The following is a 15,732-nucleotide window of genomic DNA, read 5'->3' on the forward strand; positions in this document are numbered from 1 at the left end:
CGAAAATGAAGGTAAACGGAACCCTGGTCAATTATTATTTTCATTGCAGGCGGCAATGCTGGCTGCATGGAAACCGGATCAATCTGGAAAGCAACAGTGAAAATGTAAAAATTGGAAAAGCCCTTCATGAGATAAGAGCAGAGGAAAGTGAATCGACAGAAATCGGCATCGAAAATATCCGCTTAGATAAGATCACCAAAGATTATCTGGTCGAGGTTAAAAAATCCGATGCTGATTATGAAGCTGTCAAATGGCAGGTGCTGTTTTATTTAAAAGCCCTGAAGAATAAGGGAATCAAACGCCGAGGGAAAATTGAATTTATAGAGAAGAAAAAAGCTGAGCGGAAAATCTACTATGAAGATCTGACACAGGAACGGGAAAAAGAATTGGAGGAAGTGGTTCGGGCCATTGAAACACTTCTGGAAAGCCCTTTTCCGCCTGGGCGGGAGGCAGATAAAAAATGCCGCCAGTGCGCATATTTTGACTACTGTGTTTTATAGGAGAAGATAAGATGGGAACAACGAAGTATTTAACCTCAATGGGTGAGCTGAGCCGTAAAGATAATTCGCTGTGTTTTCGGGTGGGAAGCCATAACAAGTATATTCCGGTTGAGCAGGTCAGTGAGATTTATTGTATGTCCGAAATATCCCTGAACACAAAATTATTAGATTTTCTGGCGAAAAATGAGATTATCGTACATTTTTTTAACTATTATGGCGGTTACAGCGGCACCTTTTATCCCAAAGAGCATCTGGTCAGCGGACGCCTGCTCATCGCGCAGGTCAAGGCATTTGAAAATCGGCGTCTGGATATTGCAAAAGCCATTGTGGGCGGTATTGGAAAAAACCTTGACGCGCTGCTGTATCATTATTACAAGCACGATAAAAAGGATGTCAAGCCAACCATTGACTGGATCAGACACGATCTGTCCGATAGACTAGGAAACGCCGAGGATATCAAGCAGGTCTTACAGGCCGAGGGTGAAACGTGGCAGCGGTTTTACAGCAGCTTCCAGTATTTTCTGCCCGAAGATTTTATCATGAATAAACGGGTCAAGCGGCCGCCGGATAATCCGATCAATGCGTTGATCTCCTTTGGAAACAGCCTGCTGTACAGCAAAACGGTATCAGTCATATACCAGACCCATCTTGACCAGCGAATCAGCTTTCTTCATGAGCCTTCAGAGGGACGGTTTTCCCTGAGTCTGGATTTATGTGAAGTTTTCAAACCGGCCATTGTCTTTAAAACGATTTTCGATGTGGTCAACAATCGAAAGCTGCAGGTAGACAAGCACTTTGAAAAAAATCTGAATTATTGTATTTTAAATGAGGAAGGCCGAAAGATTTTCATTGCAGCCTTTGAAGCCCGTCTGGACAGTGTGTTTGAGCATCCAAAACTCAAACGAAAAACAAGCTATCGAACTGCGTTGAAGCTGGACTGCTATAAGCTGATCAAGGATATACTTGAGGAAAAACCGTTTATTCCGTTTAATATGGGAGAAAGGCAATGAGTGCAAATAAAAATTTTAATTATAACTATGCCTTTGTATTTTATGATGTCAATGAAAAGCGTGTGGCAAAAGTTTTTAAAATTTGCAAAAAATATCTTGTGCATTATCAGAAGTCCGTATTTAGAGGCGACATAACCCCATCAAAATTAATTACTCTGAAAAACGAACTGAAAAAAACCATTGTCGAAGATGAAGACTTTATCTGTATTGTAAAACTACTGAATGGAAATGTCTTTGGAGAAGAAGTTATGGGCATCTCCGAATCCTCGGAAGATCTTTTCCTGTAGCTCAGTTTTACCAGGCACAGAAAAAAACAAAATGTCGGAATCCTTTTAAATAAACAGTTTGTGCGCTATCTGAAAGAAAAACTGACGAAAGTTTGTGCAGCTGGTAAATTTATTGAAAAATGGCTTAAAATCAAAGGTCTTAGAGAATATGAATAGAAGAAGAATGGCTTGTTTATTATGGTTGAAGCTTAACATGAGATGTATTTAAATGACCTTATTAGCCATAAGATTAAAAAACGTTACTCTGTTGAAGCTTAACATGAGATGTATTTAAATTCAACATTGTCCGATGTTTTTGGCTGAAGCAGTTCGTTGAAGCTTAACATGAGATGTATTTAAATGGCAGACGCTGTTTTTGAAAAATATCAGACAAAGCGTTGAAGCTTAACATGAGATGTATTAAATCACAAGGACATCAGAGATAAAAGAGATTGTTAAGAATAAAGACGTATATTTAAATCGGGGTTTACTAGAAATGAAAATATCGAGGCAATATATTCACCGTTCTCAGATAGCATTGAAGAATAATAAAAGCTATATTTATCAACATAAAAACTAAAACCGCCAGCTTACGCTGACGGTATAACAAGCTTTTATTCTTCCTCATCATTTTCTAACAGAGCATCCTCCTGCTCAGCGTAGAGGCTGTCCAGCTCTTCATTAAGCAGTTGGTTTGCAAGAATAACCTCCTTAATTTTCTGGACCAGGCCAGAGGCGGTTAGCAGGCAGGCTGGGATAATGATGAACCAGAACATGTGGAACATACTGACTTCGCCGCCGGTAAAAAAGGTGTATATCAGCCCGCCAAAGCACCCGAGCATAATGACCACTGTCACGATGAGGGTGGCGTTAAAGGACATATCCATGGTCAGAGCCACGAAAATGCAGAGAACAAAAAGAATCAAGTAGTCCATAGCAATAAAATGTCCCGAGGACAGGGCGGTAAAAACACCCATGCCCAGCATGGCAATGACAAATAAAATCAAACGCAGGGATACTGCGGAATATTTAAAGGCGCCGAGGGATACGGCATCAACATTTTCGTAGGTGACATCATCCAGGTTATTATCGGAATATTCTTCATCCGGGGCCTCATCCAGTGGAAGCTCATCAAATAACTCTTCTTTGACGGACTCTGCAGTATCTTCAAAAAAATCGGCAAAGGGATGGTCTGGCTCATCTTCGGGAATCGCGTCCTCAACGTTTTCCTGAAAAATTTCTTCATCTTCAGCTGAAAGGATTTCTCCATTGAAATCTTCATCTTCCAGGAAGTCATCAGGCTCGTCTTTTTCATAAAGAATTTCCTCATCAGAGTGAGCATCTAAAAGGGGATCTTCGTCGTCAAAAGCTTCGTCTTCTTCAAAGTCATCTTCTTCAAAAAGGGCGGCGTATTCGTCATTGTCTGCTTCAAAGGCATCGGAAGCATCGCAGTCATATTTATCGAAAGCTTCTTCATCTTCGTCGAAAGATTCAAAATCAGTTTCTTCATCCTCGGGTGTTTCCAGAGGATTATCGTCAAGAACTTCTTTGTCGACGGCGGCTCTTGCCGCCATATACCGGCTGTAGGGGATATCCTCCATTAAGTCTTCGGCTTCCTGCAACAGCTCGTCAATTTCGGCCAGGTCAGGCTCGTCAACGCCGAGAGGAAGCTCCATTGGCTCTTTATCATGCTGGGCAATTCTTTCCTCTGGGAGATCGTCCATAGTATCTTGGCTTGCGGCAGAAACAGATCGTTCAGGAACTTCTGTTTCCGATGGAATATCTGCAGACATCTGGGCGTCCAGCCCGGATATCTCTGGTTCCGCCATTTTTGGATGGGGCGATTCGATAGGGTCAGTATGCGTAAGAATAACCGGTTCTTCGGACGTTTTGAGCATTTCCTCGGGATCTTCAGCGCGTTTTGCTTCAGAGGGCTTAACCGGTTCTGTTTTTTTTATTTCGGCCAGAGCTTCCTCTACGCCGAGAATTTCTTCGGTGTGGAAACCAATAATGCCGCTTTCATGAGTTTTTTGTCGGCTCTTTAAAACAGCCTGCTCGAAAAGATCTTCAACAGGATCCTCCAGATGATGCCTGGAGGGCTCTGCGATTTTCTGTTTGATGGATTCCACAGGAATTTCCGCGGAATCGGTGAGATGGGATATTTTATGATCGATCCGGTCCTCAAAGGCGGAGAAAAGGGAAAAAAGGTCTTTCTTTTTTTCCAGAAGCTCTTCGACTTCGCGGCTCTCTGGATTGCGTTTATCCATAGTCTATACCATGCTTTCGTTTATAGTTAAATTTATTATAACAAAAAGCTGAGCCAGAATAAAGTAAATTTACGAAAAAGTGACGTCGTTCGTATTTAAACTGTGAATAACTTATGGTATAGTAGTAGAAAATTGTACACAAAAACACTTGTTTTGCTCGGAAAAGAAAAGCCCTAAAATAAAGGTACTGGGGATTCGTCCACAGAACACACACAAAAAACTGTGGAAATGTGGATAACTTTATAAAAGAGTAATAAACAGGGCAGACAAAAAACAAAAAGTGTTCAACCGCTTAAGATTACAGTCTTTTTGTTAAAATTAGGACAATCTTACACAGAGTTATCCACAATAAGTGCATAAAATCGGGTAAAATGTGGACAACTTTTGTGGAAAACGGGTGTTTTTCAAAATATTGTGGTATAGAAAGAGTAATGGAGCATAAATTGTGGATAACTTTATAAAAGAGAACGAGCGTTTAGAAGATTTAGGAATTAAGGGACTTAAGATCATTCAAAACCCGGATTATTTCTGCTTCGGCATTGATGCAGTGCTGTTGTCCTGGTTTGCTTCGAGCGCGGTGCACAGAAAGACCCGGGTGATTGATCTGGGGACAGGAACTGGGATTATTCCGCTGCTTTTGTACGGAAGAACAGGCGCCCAGAAAATTCAGGCTCTTGAAATTCAGGAGAATATGGTGGAGATGGCCGGACGCAGTGTAGCATGCAATGGATTGGAAGAAAAAATTGAGATTATCCATGGTGATATCAAGAACCCTGGCGAGCAGGTGAGGCCCACCAGCTATGACGTGGTGGTCAGCAACCCGCCTTATATGAAAGTGGGGCACGGGCTTAAAAATCCTATGGAGACCAAGGCCATTGCACGCCACGAAATTCTGTGTGGTATTGAGGATGTGGTGATTTTTGCCAAACGGATGCTGAAGGACCGCGGTAAGCTGTTCTTAATCCACCGTGCGGACCGTCTGGCGGATATTATGAGTGTGATGCGGGAGCACAGGGTAGAGCCCAAGCGCCTGCAGTTTATCCATCCCTATTTGGATAAGCCGGCCAATCTGGTTTTGGTGGAGGGGATGAAAGCTGGAAAACCTTATTTAATCACGGAGGCACCCATTGTGGTCTACGAAAAGGATGGCCGGTACACACAGACAATCAATGATATCTATGGAACCCCGGAGCCCTATGACCGGATCATCGAAAATAAAACAGCACCGGAGCAGTAAAGCGCCGATGCTGTTTTTTAGCCCATACGTTTTTTAATCAGCCGGATATCGTCGCCGGCAAAGACAATGTTCAGGAAGTTGCCACGGATTCTGGAAGTCAGACGCTCGTCATAGTTCTCAAGAATCTGGGGCATGGTCAGGTTGGTGGATAAAATGATTTTTTTATGCTCCTGCAGACGGGTGTTAATGACCTCGAAAAGCTGCTTTTTGCTGAAATCCGAGTAAGACTCTGCCCCGAAATCGTCGATAATCAGCAAATCGGCGGTAAAAAGTGGGGAATATATTTCATTAATGGGTATATTATCATTGAAAATTTTACTCTGAATATCCTGGACCAGATGAGCGGCGGTGATATAGACAACATTGTAGCCCTTGCCAATCAGGGCGTTAGCCACACAGTTTGACATAAAGGTTTTGCCCACGCCGGGCTTTCCGGTAAACAGATAGTTGTCGTTTTGAGACTCGAAGTGCAGGCAGTAATGCTGCATTTTTTCCTTGAGACGGCACATTTTTTCCCTGGGCGAGCCGTTCTGGGTTTCGACGGCTTCATCCGCGTAATAATCGGGATTAAAGGTGTCGAAATTTTCGGCCTGGGCATGGACGTTTAAATCATAGTTATTAAAGGCAGCCCGGATGAGCTCTTGCTTTAAGCAGGAACAAACTTGTCCGTTTATGTAGCCGGTATCCTTGCAGATCGGGCAGTCGTAGCGCAGCGTCAGGTAGTCCAGTGGATAGCCGTTTTCAAGCAGCAGGGCTTCCTTTTGCTTTTTTAAGGCTTCGACGTTTTGACGGAATTCAGAGATAGCGTCAGGATTTTTGCGGGATACCTCGCGGGTCATTCGGATTCCCTGAAGATTGATGGCATGGTCGAGTTCGGCGAGCTTTGGAATGGCGGCATAAAGCGCGTCCTGTTTTCTCTTAAGCTCGAGCTTATTGCGAAACTGTTTTTGCTCAAAGGCGTCATAGACTTTTTTTGTTCGTTCATTCATTATCGTCACTCCATAACCAGGCTTCGTCCAGCTGGTCAAGCTCCTCGTAGACCTTTTTACGGTCATCGCTGATCACGACGTCGCCCTTTGACTGATGGTAGCCTTTTTTAGGCTCTGCATTAATTTCTTCCAGGCTGGTATAACCCTTTTGGAACCAGCGTTTTAAAATCGCGTCGATGTAGCGGATATCCTGTTTGCTGGAACGCTGCATGGCGGCGGTGATGATGTCCATATCAAAGCGGTACTCGTCTGCCCAGCGGATGACCATTTCCTTTTCCCAGGCGATGGGCGCCCGGCGGAGGCCAAGATATTTGAAAACATCATAGACCAGCTTTTGTTCACCCGCGCTTTTTCGGATATAGGCGTCGGCTTCTGTGGCTTCCCGGATACCGGCTTTGTACCAGCCCTCGGCCACAGATTTCAGATAATTGATGATCTGCTTTGCTGTGAAAGGTTTTTCCTTTTTACCGATGAGGTTCATAGAATACTCTACCAGAAGGATTACAACCTCCGGTGTAAAATGGTATTCAGTAATCCAGTTTTTAAACATCTGAGTTTCTTTCTGGGTGATGGTCCGGCTGCCGTACATCTGCTGAATTTTGGAATACATGTGGGCAACGCGGGCCTCCATGCTGTCGGGGTCCTGCTTTTGGGATGTTTCCGTCTTTTTAGTCTCCGCCTCAGCCTTGGTGTGGTGCGACATCAGTTTGGCAGAAATGTTGTAATAAGTGACGATGACATCCTTTGTGCCGACGTATTCCAGGGAGAGGATGCCCTCCTTTTCCCAATATTCCCAGGCCTTGATGACATCCCCCTCGGTCAGGTCAAAAAGTTTGCTGAGTGCCAGATTGTCGATGGGCTCAAGGGACTGATTAAAGCAGTGCTTCAGCCCAAAAAGATACACCTTCACATAATCGCCCCGGGCCTGGGGCATATAGTGATTGATAAATATATTTTCGACTGGCGTCATGGCCATATTGTCGTTGTCGATGATAAACTTGAACTGATTCATTTGGAAAACACATCCTTGATTAAAGAGTGCTCTTATTATAGCACAAAACCCTGCAGTTTTTTATCCCAATTGTATACGAGATGTAAATTCTTTCATTTGTTGGCTTAAAAACGGGCACTTTGGGTTGCGAATCGGTTTAGGTATGATATAATAACAAAGTTAAATGCGTGTGCGAAAGGAAGACTAATATATGGATACTTTTATCATTGAAGGAGGTCACCCGCTAAACGGTGAGGTGGCAATCTCCGGAGCAAAAAATGCAGTATTGGGTATTATCCCCGCAGCCATCCTTTGTTCCTGCTCAAGCAAAATCGATAATGTGCCCGACATTAAGGATGTCAACAAGATCGTTGCAATCCTGGAAAAAATGGGGGCAGAAATATATAGAGAAAATGATACTTTAATTATAAATACTGACAAGCCGATCAATTATGATTGTTCGGAATATGAAGAAGAAACAGGAAAGATGCGTGCGTCTTACTATCTGCTGGGAGCGCTGCTGGGCCGTTACCACAAGGCCATTGTTCCGTTGCCGGGAGGTTGTAATATTGGAGACCGTCCCATTGACCAGCATATCAAGGGTTTTGAAGCGCTCGGAGCAAAGGTGCTGATCGAGCATGGCCAGGTTAAGATGACTGCAGACCGTCTGATCGGCGCAGATATTTACCTGGATGTGGTCAGCGTTGGTGCGACCATCAACATCATGCTGGCGGCGACCCGCGCAGAAGGGATGACCATCATCGAAAATGCGGCAAAGGAGCCGCATATTGTGGATGTGGCAAACTTTCTGAACCTGATGGGAGCAAATATTAAAGGTGCGGGAACAGATACCATTAAAATCAAAGGTGTGGAGGAAATGCATGGCTGTGAATATTCCGTCGTGCCGGATCAAATCACAGCAGGAACCTATATGATGGCAGCTGCTGCAACCTGCGGCAATGTGCTCGTAAAAAATGTCATTCCGAAGCATATGGAAGCTGTCACCGCAAAAATGCGCGAAATGGGCGTCGAAATCATTGAAGAGGACAATGGTATCCGCGTTATTGGAAAAGAAAATATTAAAGGGTGTAAGGTGAAAACATTGCCTTATCCAGGCTTTCCGACCGATCTGCAGCAGCCCATGGCAGTGCTTATGAGTATTGCCAGCGGACAGAGCGTTATTACTGAGAGTATTTTTGAGAACCGTTTTAAATATGTCGATGAACTGCGTAAAATGGGCGCAGATATTTCAATTAACGGCCGTGTCGCCAATATTACCGGAGTCCCGACCTTGTCCGGGACCAAGATCAAGGCGACAGACCTGCGCGCCGGCGCTGCCATGGTCATCGCAGGGCTTATCGCAGAAGGTGAAACACGGATTACGGATATCCAGTATATCGACCGGGGTTATGAAAAATTAGAAAGTAATATCCGGAGTCTTGGAGGAATTATCCGCCGCGAGGCCATTGAAAAGAAAGTCGAAGACTAAGAATGAAGACACGAAAAAGACGCCGCATCCGGTTTAAACCGCGGTTTTACGTGTGGGTGGCGGCGCTTGCTGCCGTGCTCATGACGTCGGTCTTTTTCATAGCCACCCATCCTGCAAAGAAGCTTGAGAAGAATTCCCAAGCGGCGCTTCAGGCGGTGGAGACACTCCAGACCGCCTTGTCAAACGCGGCAGAAAAGGGCTCGAGCGCTTTACAGACAGAAGAAAATAAAGAACTGGAGGCCGTTAAAGAGCGAATCCGAAATGGTGATACGGACGGCCTTAAGGTTGTTTTTATGACCTTTGACGACGGTCCCAGCGAGCACACCAATGAGGTGCTTGATATTCTGAAAAAACATCATATCAAGGCCACCTTTTTTACAAATGGCCGTGATAACGAAGTAGCCAGAGCTGCTTATAAAAGGATTGTGGATGAAGGCCATACCCTGGGAAATCACAGCTGGAGCCATAAATACGACCTTTATAAGAATCCGCCGGCTTTTTATGAGGACGTTGAGAAGCTGGATAAATTCCAGCTTGAGGTGACAGGAGAGGCCGAGATATCCCATATGTTCAGATTTCCTGGCGGTTCGCTCAATGCCAACGCGAAGTGCATACAGGGGATTCTTGACAGAGGCTATAACTATGTGGATTGGAATTCCTCAGCCGGTGACGGGGGCGGTAATCCCGCCAGTACCGACGCGGTTGTGAATAAAATTATGAGTGAGGTGCATCAGCACAATGTGAGCACTGTTCTCTGCCATGCAGAGCTGCGGGACACTACACGGGCCGCTTTACCCCAGCTTTTTGATGCGCTTAAAGCGGAAGGGTATACTTTTTTACCTATGGAATCGGATCTTTCATATCCCAGACAGGTATAAAAAGAGAAAAGTTGAAAAGTTCTCCCGGACCGCTAAAGTCCGGGGTTTTTTGCTGTTTTTAAAGGCAGTTACGTTAAGTAAAGATTAAGTAAGATTCGATAACATGTAAGCAGCGACGCTTCTGCCTTAAAGCGCAGAAGAAGTTCTATTACCGATCGAATTTTCGATAGTAGGAGATTCGCATGAAATTTTGTAGTTTATATAGTGGAAGTTCTGGAAACAGCCTTTTTGTTTCACACAGCAAAACAAAGCTTCTGATCGACGCAGGCCTCAGCGGAAAGCGGATTGAGCAGGCACTCTGCTCCATTGACGAGCTGCCCGCTCAGCTTGGCGGTATTCTGGTAACACACGAGCACCGCGACCATATACATGGTGTCGGTGTGCTTTCAAGGCGTTACGACCTGCCGGTTTACGCCAACTTTGCCACTTGGGAAAGTATGCGGGACAGCCTTGGAAAGATTGCGGAGCACAACGTCCGGGTTTTTGAAACCGGACGAGCCTTTGTTATCGGAGATTTACAGATCGAAGCTTTTAACACCTCCCATGACGCAGTGGAATCTGTGGGCTTTACCATTGACAGCGGATGCAGCAGCGTGGGTATTGCCACCGATACGGGCGTTATCACGCCGAGGATTATGGAAGCCCTGAAAGGCAGAGACCTTGTAGTGCTGGAATCCAACCACGATCCGGCCATGCTGGAGGCAGGACGCTATCCCTTTCCACTTAAGCAGCGTATTAAGGGAAATCATGGGCATCTCTCCAACGAAATATGCGGCGAGACAGTCTGTACCCTGGTGAAGGAAGGGCTTGACAAGATTGTTTTAGCCCATCTCAGTGAGGAAAACAACTATCCCCTTCTGGCATACCAGACCACTGCACGGATACTGGAGGCAGAAGGCATACAGCCTGGAGAAGATTTGTCACTGGTGGTTGCAGGCCGAAAAAACAGCAGTGAAATTTATGAACTGTAGCGGAACTTTCATCCAAAATCAAACGAGGTGAAAGAAAAATGTACGAAAATAACGAAAGACCAAAGAGAGGGTCCCATGTGCCGGCCGCCATCGCCGGCGGCGTGGTCGGCGGGATCATCGTGGCGATTATTCTCGTGGCTGTCCTGTACTTTACAGGTACCCTTGGCGGGGGAACCCGTACCGAGACCGTTGCGGGCCAGAAAGTGATCGTCAACGATGTGAATGTGGACTCCCAGGTAGAAGCCGTGGCGCAGGTCGTCCCGGAATCTGTAGCCGGAATTGAGACCACCATGACAGAAAATACCATGATGGGCACACAGGAAGCTGTTGGCGTAGGCTCAGGTTTTATTGTGACATCCGACGGTTATATTGTCACAAACCAGCATGTTATCAGCGATAACCCAAAGGAAATCAAGGTATCTTTGGCTGATGGCAATAACTATACCGCCCAGAAGATTTGGGCTGATTCCAGCCTGGATATGGCCATTATCAAAATTGACGCCAAGAATCTTCCTGCAGTTACGCTGGGAGACTCTGATAATTTAAAGGTCGGCGAGGTGGCCATTGCCATCGGAAATCCCTTAGGGCTTCAGTTTGAGCGAAGCGTCACCGCGGGGATTATCTCGGCCTTAAACCGAAGCCTGGTAGTCGACAGCAGTCTGGTGGCTGAAGACCTGATCCAGACCGACGCTACCATCAATAAGGGGAACAGCGGCGGCCCCCTTGTTAACGCCAGCGGCGAGGTTATCGGCATCAATACCTATAAAAACGCCCAGGGCGAGGGGATGGGCTTTGCCATTCCCATCAATGTGGTCAAACCCATACTCAATCAGGTTGTGACAAGCGGCAGCTTTACACCGACTGTCATTGGCATCAGCGGCTATGATAAACAGCAGGCCGCCTACTATAATGATGCTGAGCCCATCGACAAGGGCATCTATGTCGCCTCGGTGCAGGCGGGCGGCGGCGCGGCCAATGCTGGTATCCAGAAAGGCGATATCCTTCTGACCATTGACGGAAAAGACGTGAACACCATGCTGAAGATGAAGGAAATCCTCTACGGACACAAACCAGGAGATACCGTCAAAATTACCTATGAGCGCGGCGGGCAGACAAAAGAAACCGATGTGACCCTGCAAGCTGGAAATTGATCGAAAAATTTTATATAATAACCATAAGGAGCTGCCGCTTAATGCGGCAGCTTTTTTAAATTGATAAAAATCCGCTAATGCCCATTTTGTTTATGATAGGCAAGATATTAAAATACAGGAGCCGTTGTATTTTCAGACAAAAAGGACTATAATGGAGAAAATTTACATACAGGGCCAGTGCCAGGAGCTGGCCTTCAAAAATATTGGGAAAAGAGGTATCTGGCCTGGCGGATAACAGTAGTCATGAAATTTTCTTTTGTAACCATACATGTCAATCATTTGGAGGAATCGATCCGGTTTTATGAGGATATTCTTGGCCTTAAGGTTTTGCGCCGTTTTGAGGCCGGACCGGGAAGGGAAATCGCCTTTATGGGCGGCGAGGGAGCAGAGCTTGAGCTCATCGGAGATGCTCATGACAGCGAGGTGAACGTTAATGAAAAGATTTCTCTGGGCTTTGAGATCGCATCGGTAGAAGAATGTATAAAGACGCTTCAGAAAAAAGGCGTGCCGGTTTTCAGCGGTCCTTTTCAGCCAAATCCAAAGACGCGTTTTTTCTTTATTCAGGATCCGGACGGCGTGATGCTTGAGTTTATCGAACAAAATTAATTTTCAAACCATGACAAAGGATGTCAGTATTTGTGTGGTATGATAGAGACAAATACAGAACATCAGGAGGAAAAAATGGAAAAATTTTGCCAGTCCTGCGGGATGCCAATGAGCGAGGAAGTGTGTGGAACCAATGCCGATGGCAGCAAAAACGGTGATTACTGCCAGTATTGTTATGAAAAGGGTGCTTTTACAGCGCCGGATATAAGCATGGAAGAAATGATTGGGATCTGTGTTGGGCCGATGGTGGAGAGCAACGCTGAAATGACAGAAGAACAGGCGCGGGGAATGATGAGAGCGTTTTTCCCAAGCCTTAAGCGCTGGAGAGCATAACCAGGAGGATGCCACATAATCTGGTGGCATTCTTTTTTATTTTTGCAGCGCCTCTTTTCGTTTGACAAATGGGAGATAACGCCATAAAATTAAAGTAATACCAAAAATATAAAGGAGGCGCCATTATGGAGCTGCCGACCCAGGATGAAATATTAAAATTGATCTCCATTATTCAAAGAAAGACTCAGATGTATTTAAATAAGCAGACCAGCGAGCTGGGACTGACCAGCGGGCAGGCGCCCTTTATCATGATTACCTGTGAGAATGGGAGAATACCGCAGAACCGTTTTGTTGAGCTGCTGGACATGAACAAAAGCACTGTGACCAAAATGGTGGCAAAGCTCGAGGAAAATGGTTATATGACCCGGGAGGCAAACGCCTGTGACAGCCGTTCCTTTGATGTTTATCCCACCGAAAAAGCCTATGAGGTGTTGCCGGAGCTGCAGCGCATCGGTACCGGATGGGTCGATGAGATCACGGCAGACATGACAGAAATTGAAAAAGCTGTTTTTTTCGATCTTCTGAGAAAGAGCGCGGAGCGGGCAGGAAAATACTTTGACAACCATTAAAAAAGCCAACGTCGTGCTGGCTTTCAGGATGTCGACAAAGGGTCGGGAATCGTATCGCTTTAAATGAAAAAGCAGTGTCCGAAATGCTCAGACACTGCTTTTTTCTAATCCGCGTAATTATCGAAATATCCCTGGATTAATACAATGGGGGTCCCCTTGTCGCCACTTCCGGTGGTTAAGTCGCACAGACTGCCGAGCAGGTCGGTCAGACGGCGCGGCGTAGTGCCCTGGGTTTCCATTTTTCCAACGAGAGATTCCTTGGGCTTATTGGCAATGTAGTCAGAAATCGCTGATTTGAGGGCGTCGCCGGATAAATCAGCAAAGTTGTTGTCAGCCAGATATTTTAGTTTGACTTCGTTGGGGGTTCCATTTAAACCGTCGGTGTAAGCCGGGCTGACAACTGGATCGGCCAATTCCCAGATTTTGCCGACCGGATCCTTGAAGGCGCCGTCGCCAAAAACCATGACCTCAATGCTTTTGCCAGTTGCCTGGTGCAGTCTTGCCTGTACCTCGTGGACGAAATGCTCACAATCCTTCGGAAAGAGCTTGACTTTTTCCTCAGTCGCTTTGTTTGAGCCCAGGAGACCGTAATCGGTATTGTAGCCGCTGCCGTCTACCGGTTCGGTCAGCAGGTCGTCCAGACCCAGAACGGTTTGAGCGCCAGCGGCCTTTAACAGACGTTTGGAGCGTTCGCGGGTATGGATATCACAGGTGAGTACATGCTTTTCGTAGAGCAGGATACTGCGGCAGTCATTGGCAAAGACAAAACGGACTTCGGCGTTTTCCTCTTCGCAGAGTGTCTTATAGTAAGAGACGTAATCGACACCGGTAAAGGTGTGCGGATTACTTCCGAACAATTCGCGGTAGCGGGCTTCATCCAGCACGTCTGTCCAGGGGTTTACACCCTTTTCATCAAGCTGATCAAGGTCCACCAGATGATTGCCCACCTCGTCGGAGGGATAGCTCATCATAATGGTCAGCTTTTTAGCGCCCCTGGCGATTCCGCGCAGACAGATGGCAAAACGGTTGCGGCTCATGATTGGAAAAATTACGCCGAACTCGCCGTCTGGAAATTTAGCCTTTACATCCTTGGCGATGGCGTCCACACTGGCGTAATTGCCCTGTGCCCGGGCGACTACCGCTTCAGTAATGCCCACAACATCACAGTCGTTTAAATCAAAGCCCTCGTTTTGAGATGCCTCTAATACAGAATCGACCACGATGCCTGCAAGATCGTCGCCCTCCCGAATGATCGGTGCCCGTACGCCTCTGGATACGGTGCCGGTTGCTCTTGTCATATTGTACCTCCCGCGGCAGTGCCGCTTTTTTTCAGAATAAATTAAAATGAAAGCTGGGTCATTTCCCCGATGCTCGTGCGCTTTCAAAAAGAATTATATTATAAAACTTCCGGCGTGTAAAACAATTATTGTGCCCAATTTAAAAAAGCGGCTTATCGGCCGCTTTTGTTTCGTCTCTTTTCTTCATACATCCGCCTGTCCACCTGATCAAAAAAGTCGGCGGCATCCATTTCACCGGGATGGTATTCCTTAATCCCCATGCTCGCATTGATCGAAAAATGAGTATCACCTTTATAAAAAAGGTGTTCTCTGATGTCTCGGGATAGACCGGAGAGAATGGGCTCGGCCTGTTCCAGGGAAAGGTCTGGGAAAATCAGGATAAATTCATCACCGCCGATACGGGCCGCCCAGCCGCCGCCGTTGGCGGCAGCGTCTGTCAGCAGAGAAGCCATCTCACGCAGAACAACGTCGCCGGTTTGGTGTCCATAGGTATCATTGATGAGTTTAAAATCGTCAATGTCCATCATGGCGGCGGTAAAGGACTGCTTATCGTTGACACAGCGTGAAACCTCACGCTCTGCATAACTTTTATTGTAGAGGCCAGTATAGAGATCACGGACGGAAAGATTGTTGAGCTCTGCGATAACATCGGTGATGATCGTGTTGTCACAGTGGCGGTCATCATTGATCATCAGGCTGGCAGTAACATCTTTGGCCAGCTCCAGAACGCAGCGGCGTCCATCAATGGTATGCGGTGTGGAGAGAATCAGAAAGACCTTGTTTTCCAGATACTCCAGCTTGATGACAGGCTCCTTGAGACTGAGCGCGCGAATGGAGGAACAGTTATGACAGGGCGTGCCGCGCTGCCAGATTGCATAACAGGGAATGTCCTCGGCCTCCAGACGGGCGTTTTTACAATTATAGACACAGTAGTCCGCAGGTGTGACAAAGCGGTACAGGTCAAAAAAAGATGCGGCGGACTGGTCGATCAGACTGTGCAGTGCGGCATCAGAGTCTTTTATTTCAAACATGATCTTTTCACCTCGTGACCGTCCATAGTGGACGGACTGTTTTTCTGAGATTATAGTATCAGTGCGGAGCATGATTGTCAATTAAAATCATTTTGGAAATCAAAAGTTTCAGTTCGGCTTGTTTTACCGAAACCGGTATGTTTTTA

16 protein-coding genes are annotated in these 15,732 nt (G+C 46.1%); 11 read left to right on the forward strand and 5 right to left on the reverse strand.

Annotated elements, in window-relative coordinates; translation table 11 throughout:
- Window positions 1-5: 5 nt before the first annotated feature.
- The 3 genes from CPZ25_RS13895 to cas2 are packed head-to-tail and all read left to right on the forward strand — an operon-like array spanning window position 6 to window position 1,797.
- The gene (locus tag CPZ25_RS13895) at window positions 6-500 is read left to right on the forward strand and encodes a CRISPR-associated protein Cas4 (RefSeq protein ID WP_096918894.1); all 495 of its coding nucleotides are present in this window, start codon (window positions 6-8) and stop codon (window positions 498-500) included.
- A gap of 11 nt (window positions 501-511) precedes the next feature.
- Window positions 512-1,510: a type I-B CRISPR-associated endonuclease Cas1b gene (gene cas1b, locus CPZ25_RS13900; protein WP_096918895.1), complete on the forward strand. Its 999-nt coding sequence runs from the start codon at window positions 512-514 to the stop codon at window positions 1,508-1,510.
- Complete coding sequence (gene cas2, locus CPZ25_RS13905) at window positions 1,507-1,797, forward strand: CRISPR-associated endonuclease Cas2 (protein WP_058693092.1); 291 nt, start codon at window positions 1,507-1,509, stop codon at window positions 1,795-1,797. Before cas1b ends, cas2 begins: the two co-directional genes overlap by 4 nt.
- Window positions 1,798-2,390: 593 nt before the next feature.
- On the opposite strand, the gene CPZ25_RS13910 is transcribed toward cas2, so the two are convergent.
- Window positions 2,391-4,043: a hypothetical protein gene (locus CPZ25_RS13910; protein ID WP_096918896.1), complete on the reverse strand. Its 1,653-nt coding sequence runs from the start codon at window positions 4,041-4,043 to the stop codon at window positions 2,391-2,393.
- Between the two features lie 445 nt (window positions 4,044-4,488).
- Here CPZ25_RS13910 and CPZ25_RS13915 point away from each other — a divergent pair, with 445 nt between their 5' ends.
- Window positions 4,489-5,280 carry a tRNA1(Val) (adenine(37)-N6)-methyltransferase gene (locus tag CPZ25_RS13915; RefSeq protein WP_058693094.1) on the forward strand — a complete coding sequence of 264 codons (792 nt, stop codon included), beginning with the start codon at window positions 4,489-4,491 and terminating at the stop codon, window positions 5,278-5,280.
- A gap of 17 nt (window positions 5,281-5,297) precedes the next feature.
- On the opposite strand, the gene CPZ25_RS13920 is transcribed toward CPZ25_RS13915, so the two are convergent.
- Together CPZ25_RS13920 and CPZ25_RS13925 are read right to left on the reverse strand one after the other, a co-directional pair.
- Complete coding sequence (locus tag CPZ25_RS13920) at window positions 5,298-6,269, reverse strand: ATP-binding protein (protein WP_158577924.1); 972 nt, start codon at window positions 6,267-6,269, stop codon at window positions 5,298-5,300.
- Window positions 6,262-7,281 (reverse strand): DnaD domain protein, encoded by a 1,020-nt coding sequence (locus tag CPZ25_RS13925; RefSeq protein ID WP_096918898.1) that lies wholly within the window; start codon window positions 7,279-7,281, stop codon window positions 6,262-6,264. The genes CPZ25_RS13920 and CPZ25_RS13925 overlap by 8 nt, the downstream gene beginning before the upstream one ends.
- 190 nt (window positions 7,282-7,471) lie before the next feature.
- On the opposite strand from CPZ25_RS13925, the gene CPZ25_RS13930 reads away from it, so the two are divergent.
- From CPZ25_RS13930 to CPZ25_RS13960, 7 genes are all read left to right on the forward strand, one after another.
- Window positions 7,472-8,749 (forward strand): UDP-N-acetylglucosamine 1-carboxyvinyltransferase, encoded by a 1,278-nt coding sequence (locus CPZ25_RS13930; RefSeq protein ID WP_096918899.1) that lies wholly within the window; start codon window positions 7,472-7,474, stop codon window positions 8,747-8,749.
- A gap of 2 nt (window positions 8,750-8,751) precedes the next feature.
- The gene (locus CPZ25_RS13935) at window positions 8,752-9,627 is read left to right on the forward strand and encodes a polysaccharide deacetylase family protein (RefSeq protein WP_096918900.1); all 876 of its coding nucleotides are present in this window, start codon (window positions 8,752-8,754) and stop codon (window positions 9,625-9,627) included.
- Between the two features lie 182 nt (window positions 9,628-9,809).
- Window positions 9,810-10,598, forward strand: coding sequence for an MBL fold metallo-hydrolase (locus tag CPZ25_RS13940; protein WP_058693099.1), 789 nt, complete (start codon window positions 9,810-9,812; stop codon window positions 10,596-10,598).
- A 38-nt stretch (window positions 10,599-10,636) separates the two neighbouring features.
- Window positions 10,637-11,749 carry a S1C family serine protease gene (locus tag CPZ25_RS13945; RefSeq protein ID WP_058693100.1) on the forward strand — a complete coding sequence of 371 codons (1,113 nt, stop codon included), beginning with the start codon at window positions 10,637-10,639 and terminating at the stop codon, window positions 11,747-11,749.
- Between the two features lie 243 nt (window positions 11,750-11,992).
- On the forward strand, window positions 11,993-12,355 hold the full coding sequence (locus CPZ25_RS13950) for a VOC family protein (protein ID WP_096918901.1): 363 nt from the start codon (window positions 11,993-11,995) through the stop codon (window positions 12,353-12,355).
- A 75-nt stretch (window positions 12,356-12,430) separates the two neighbouring features.
- Window positions 12,431-12,688 (forward strand): zinc ribbon domain-containing protein, encoded by a 258-nt coding sequence (locus CPZ25_RS13955; protein WP_096918902.1) that lies wholly within the window; start codon window positions 12,431-12,433, stop codon window positions 12,686-12,688.
- 125 nt (window positions 12,689-12,813) lie between these two features.
- Window positions 12,814-13,257, forward strand: coding sequence for a MarR family winged helix-turn-helix transcriptional regulator (locus CPZ25_RS13960; RefSeq protein ID WP_058693102.1), 444 nt, complete (start codon window positions 12,814-12,816; stop codon window positions 13,255-13,257).
- Window positions 13,258-13,361: 104 nt separating this feature from the next.
- Here CPZ25_RS13960 and CPZ25_RS13965 read toward each other — a convergent pair whose 3' ends face one another.
- Together CPZ25_RS13965 and CPZ25_RS13970 are read right to left on the reverse strand one after the other, a co-directional pair.
- Window positions 13,362-14,555 (reverse strand): coenzyme F420-0:L-glutamate ligase, encoded by a 1,194-nt coding sequence (locus CPZ25_RS13965; protein ID WP_096918903.1) that lies wholly within the window; start codon window positions 14,553-14,555, stop codon window positions 13,362-13,364.
- Window positions 14,556-14,707: 152 nt separating this feature from the next.
- Window positions 14,708-15,586, reverse strand: coding sequence for a GGDEF domain-containing protein (locus CPZ25_RS13970; protein ID WP_074618358.1), 879 nt, complete (start codon window positions 15,584-15,586; stop codon window positions 14,708-14,710).
- Between the last annotated feature and the right edge of the window lie 146 nt (window positions 15,587-15,732).

Origin of the sequence: Eubacterium maltosivorans (assembly GCF_002441855.2) — a bacterium.
Classification (GTDB): Bacteria; Bacillota; Clostridia; order Eubacteriales; family Eubacteriaceae; genus Eubacterium; species Eubacterium maltosivorans.

What these genes read in the sequence shown, in the direction of transcription:
- cas2 (WP_058693092.1), top strand. Translation starts at nt 1,507, where the DNA reads ATGAGTGCAAATAAAAATTTTAATTATAACTATGCCTTTGTATTTTAT.
- CPZ25_RS13940 (WP_058693099.1), top strand. Translation starts at nt 9,810, where the DNA reads ATGAAATTTTGTAGTTTATATAGTGGAAGTTCTGGAAACAGCCTTTTT.
- CPZ25_RS13955 (WP_096918902.1), top strand. Translation starts at nt 12,431, where the DNA reads ATGGAAAAATTTTGCCAGTCCTGCGGGATGCCAATGAGCGAGGAAGTG.
- CPZ25_RS13925 (WP_096918898.1), bottom strand. Translation starts at nt 7,281, where the DNA reads ATGAATCAGTTCAAGTTTATCATCGACAACGACAATATGGCCATGACG.
- CPZ25_RS13920 (WP_158577924.1), bottom strand. Translation starts at nt 6,269, where the DNA reads ATGAATGAACGAACAAAAAAAGTCTATGACGCCTTTGAGCAAAAACAG.
- CPZ25_RS13965 (WP_096918903.1), bottom strand. Translation starts at nt 14,555, where the DNA reads ATGACAAGAGCAACCGGCACCGTATCCAGAGGCGTACGGGCACCGATC.
- CPZ25_RS13950 (WP_096918901.1), top strand. Translation starts at nt 11,993, where the DNA reads ATGAAATTTTCTTTTGTAACCATACATGTCAATCATTTGGAGGAATCG.
- CPZ25_RS13930 (WP_096918899.1), top strand. Translation starts at nt 7,472, where the DNA reads ATGGATACTTTTATCATTGAAGGAGGTCACCCGCTAAACGGTGAGGTG.
- CPZ25_RS13910 (WP_096918896.1), bottom strand. Translation starts at nt 4,043, where the DNA reads ATGGATAAACGCAATCCAGAGAGCCGCGAAGTCGAAGAGCTTCTGGAA.
- cas1b (WP_096918895.1), top strand. Translation starts at nt 512, where the DNA reads ATGGGAACAACGAAGTATTTAACCTCAATGGGTGAGCTGAGCCGTAAA.
- CPZ25_RS13970 (WP_074618358.1), bottom strand. Translation starts at nt 15,586, where the DNA reads ATGTTTGAAATAAAAGACTCTGATGCCGCACTGCACAGTCTGATCGAC.
- CPZ25_RS13895 (WP_096918894.1), top strand. Translation starts at nt 6, where the DNA reads ATGAAGGTAAACGGAACCCTGGTCAATTATTATTTTCATTGCAGGCGG.
- CPZ25_RS13935 (WP_096918900.1), top strand. Translation starts at nt 8,752, where the DNA reads ATGAAGACACGAAAAAGACGCCGCATCCGGTTTAAACCGCGGTTTTAC.
- CPZ25_RS13960 (WP_058693102.1), top strand. Translation starts at nt 12,814, where the DNA reads ATGGAGCTGCCGACCCAGGATGAAATATTAAAATTGATCTCCATTATT.
- CPZ25_RS13945 (WP_058693100.1), top strand. Translation starts at nt 10,637, where the DNA reads ATGTACGAAAATAACGAAAGACCAAAGAGAGGGTCCCATGTGCCGGCC.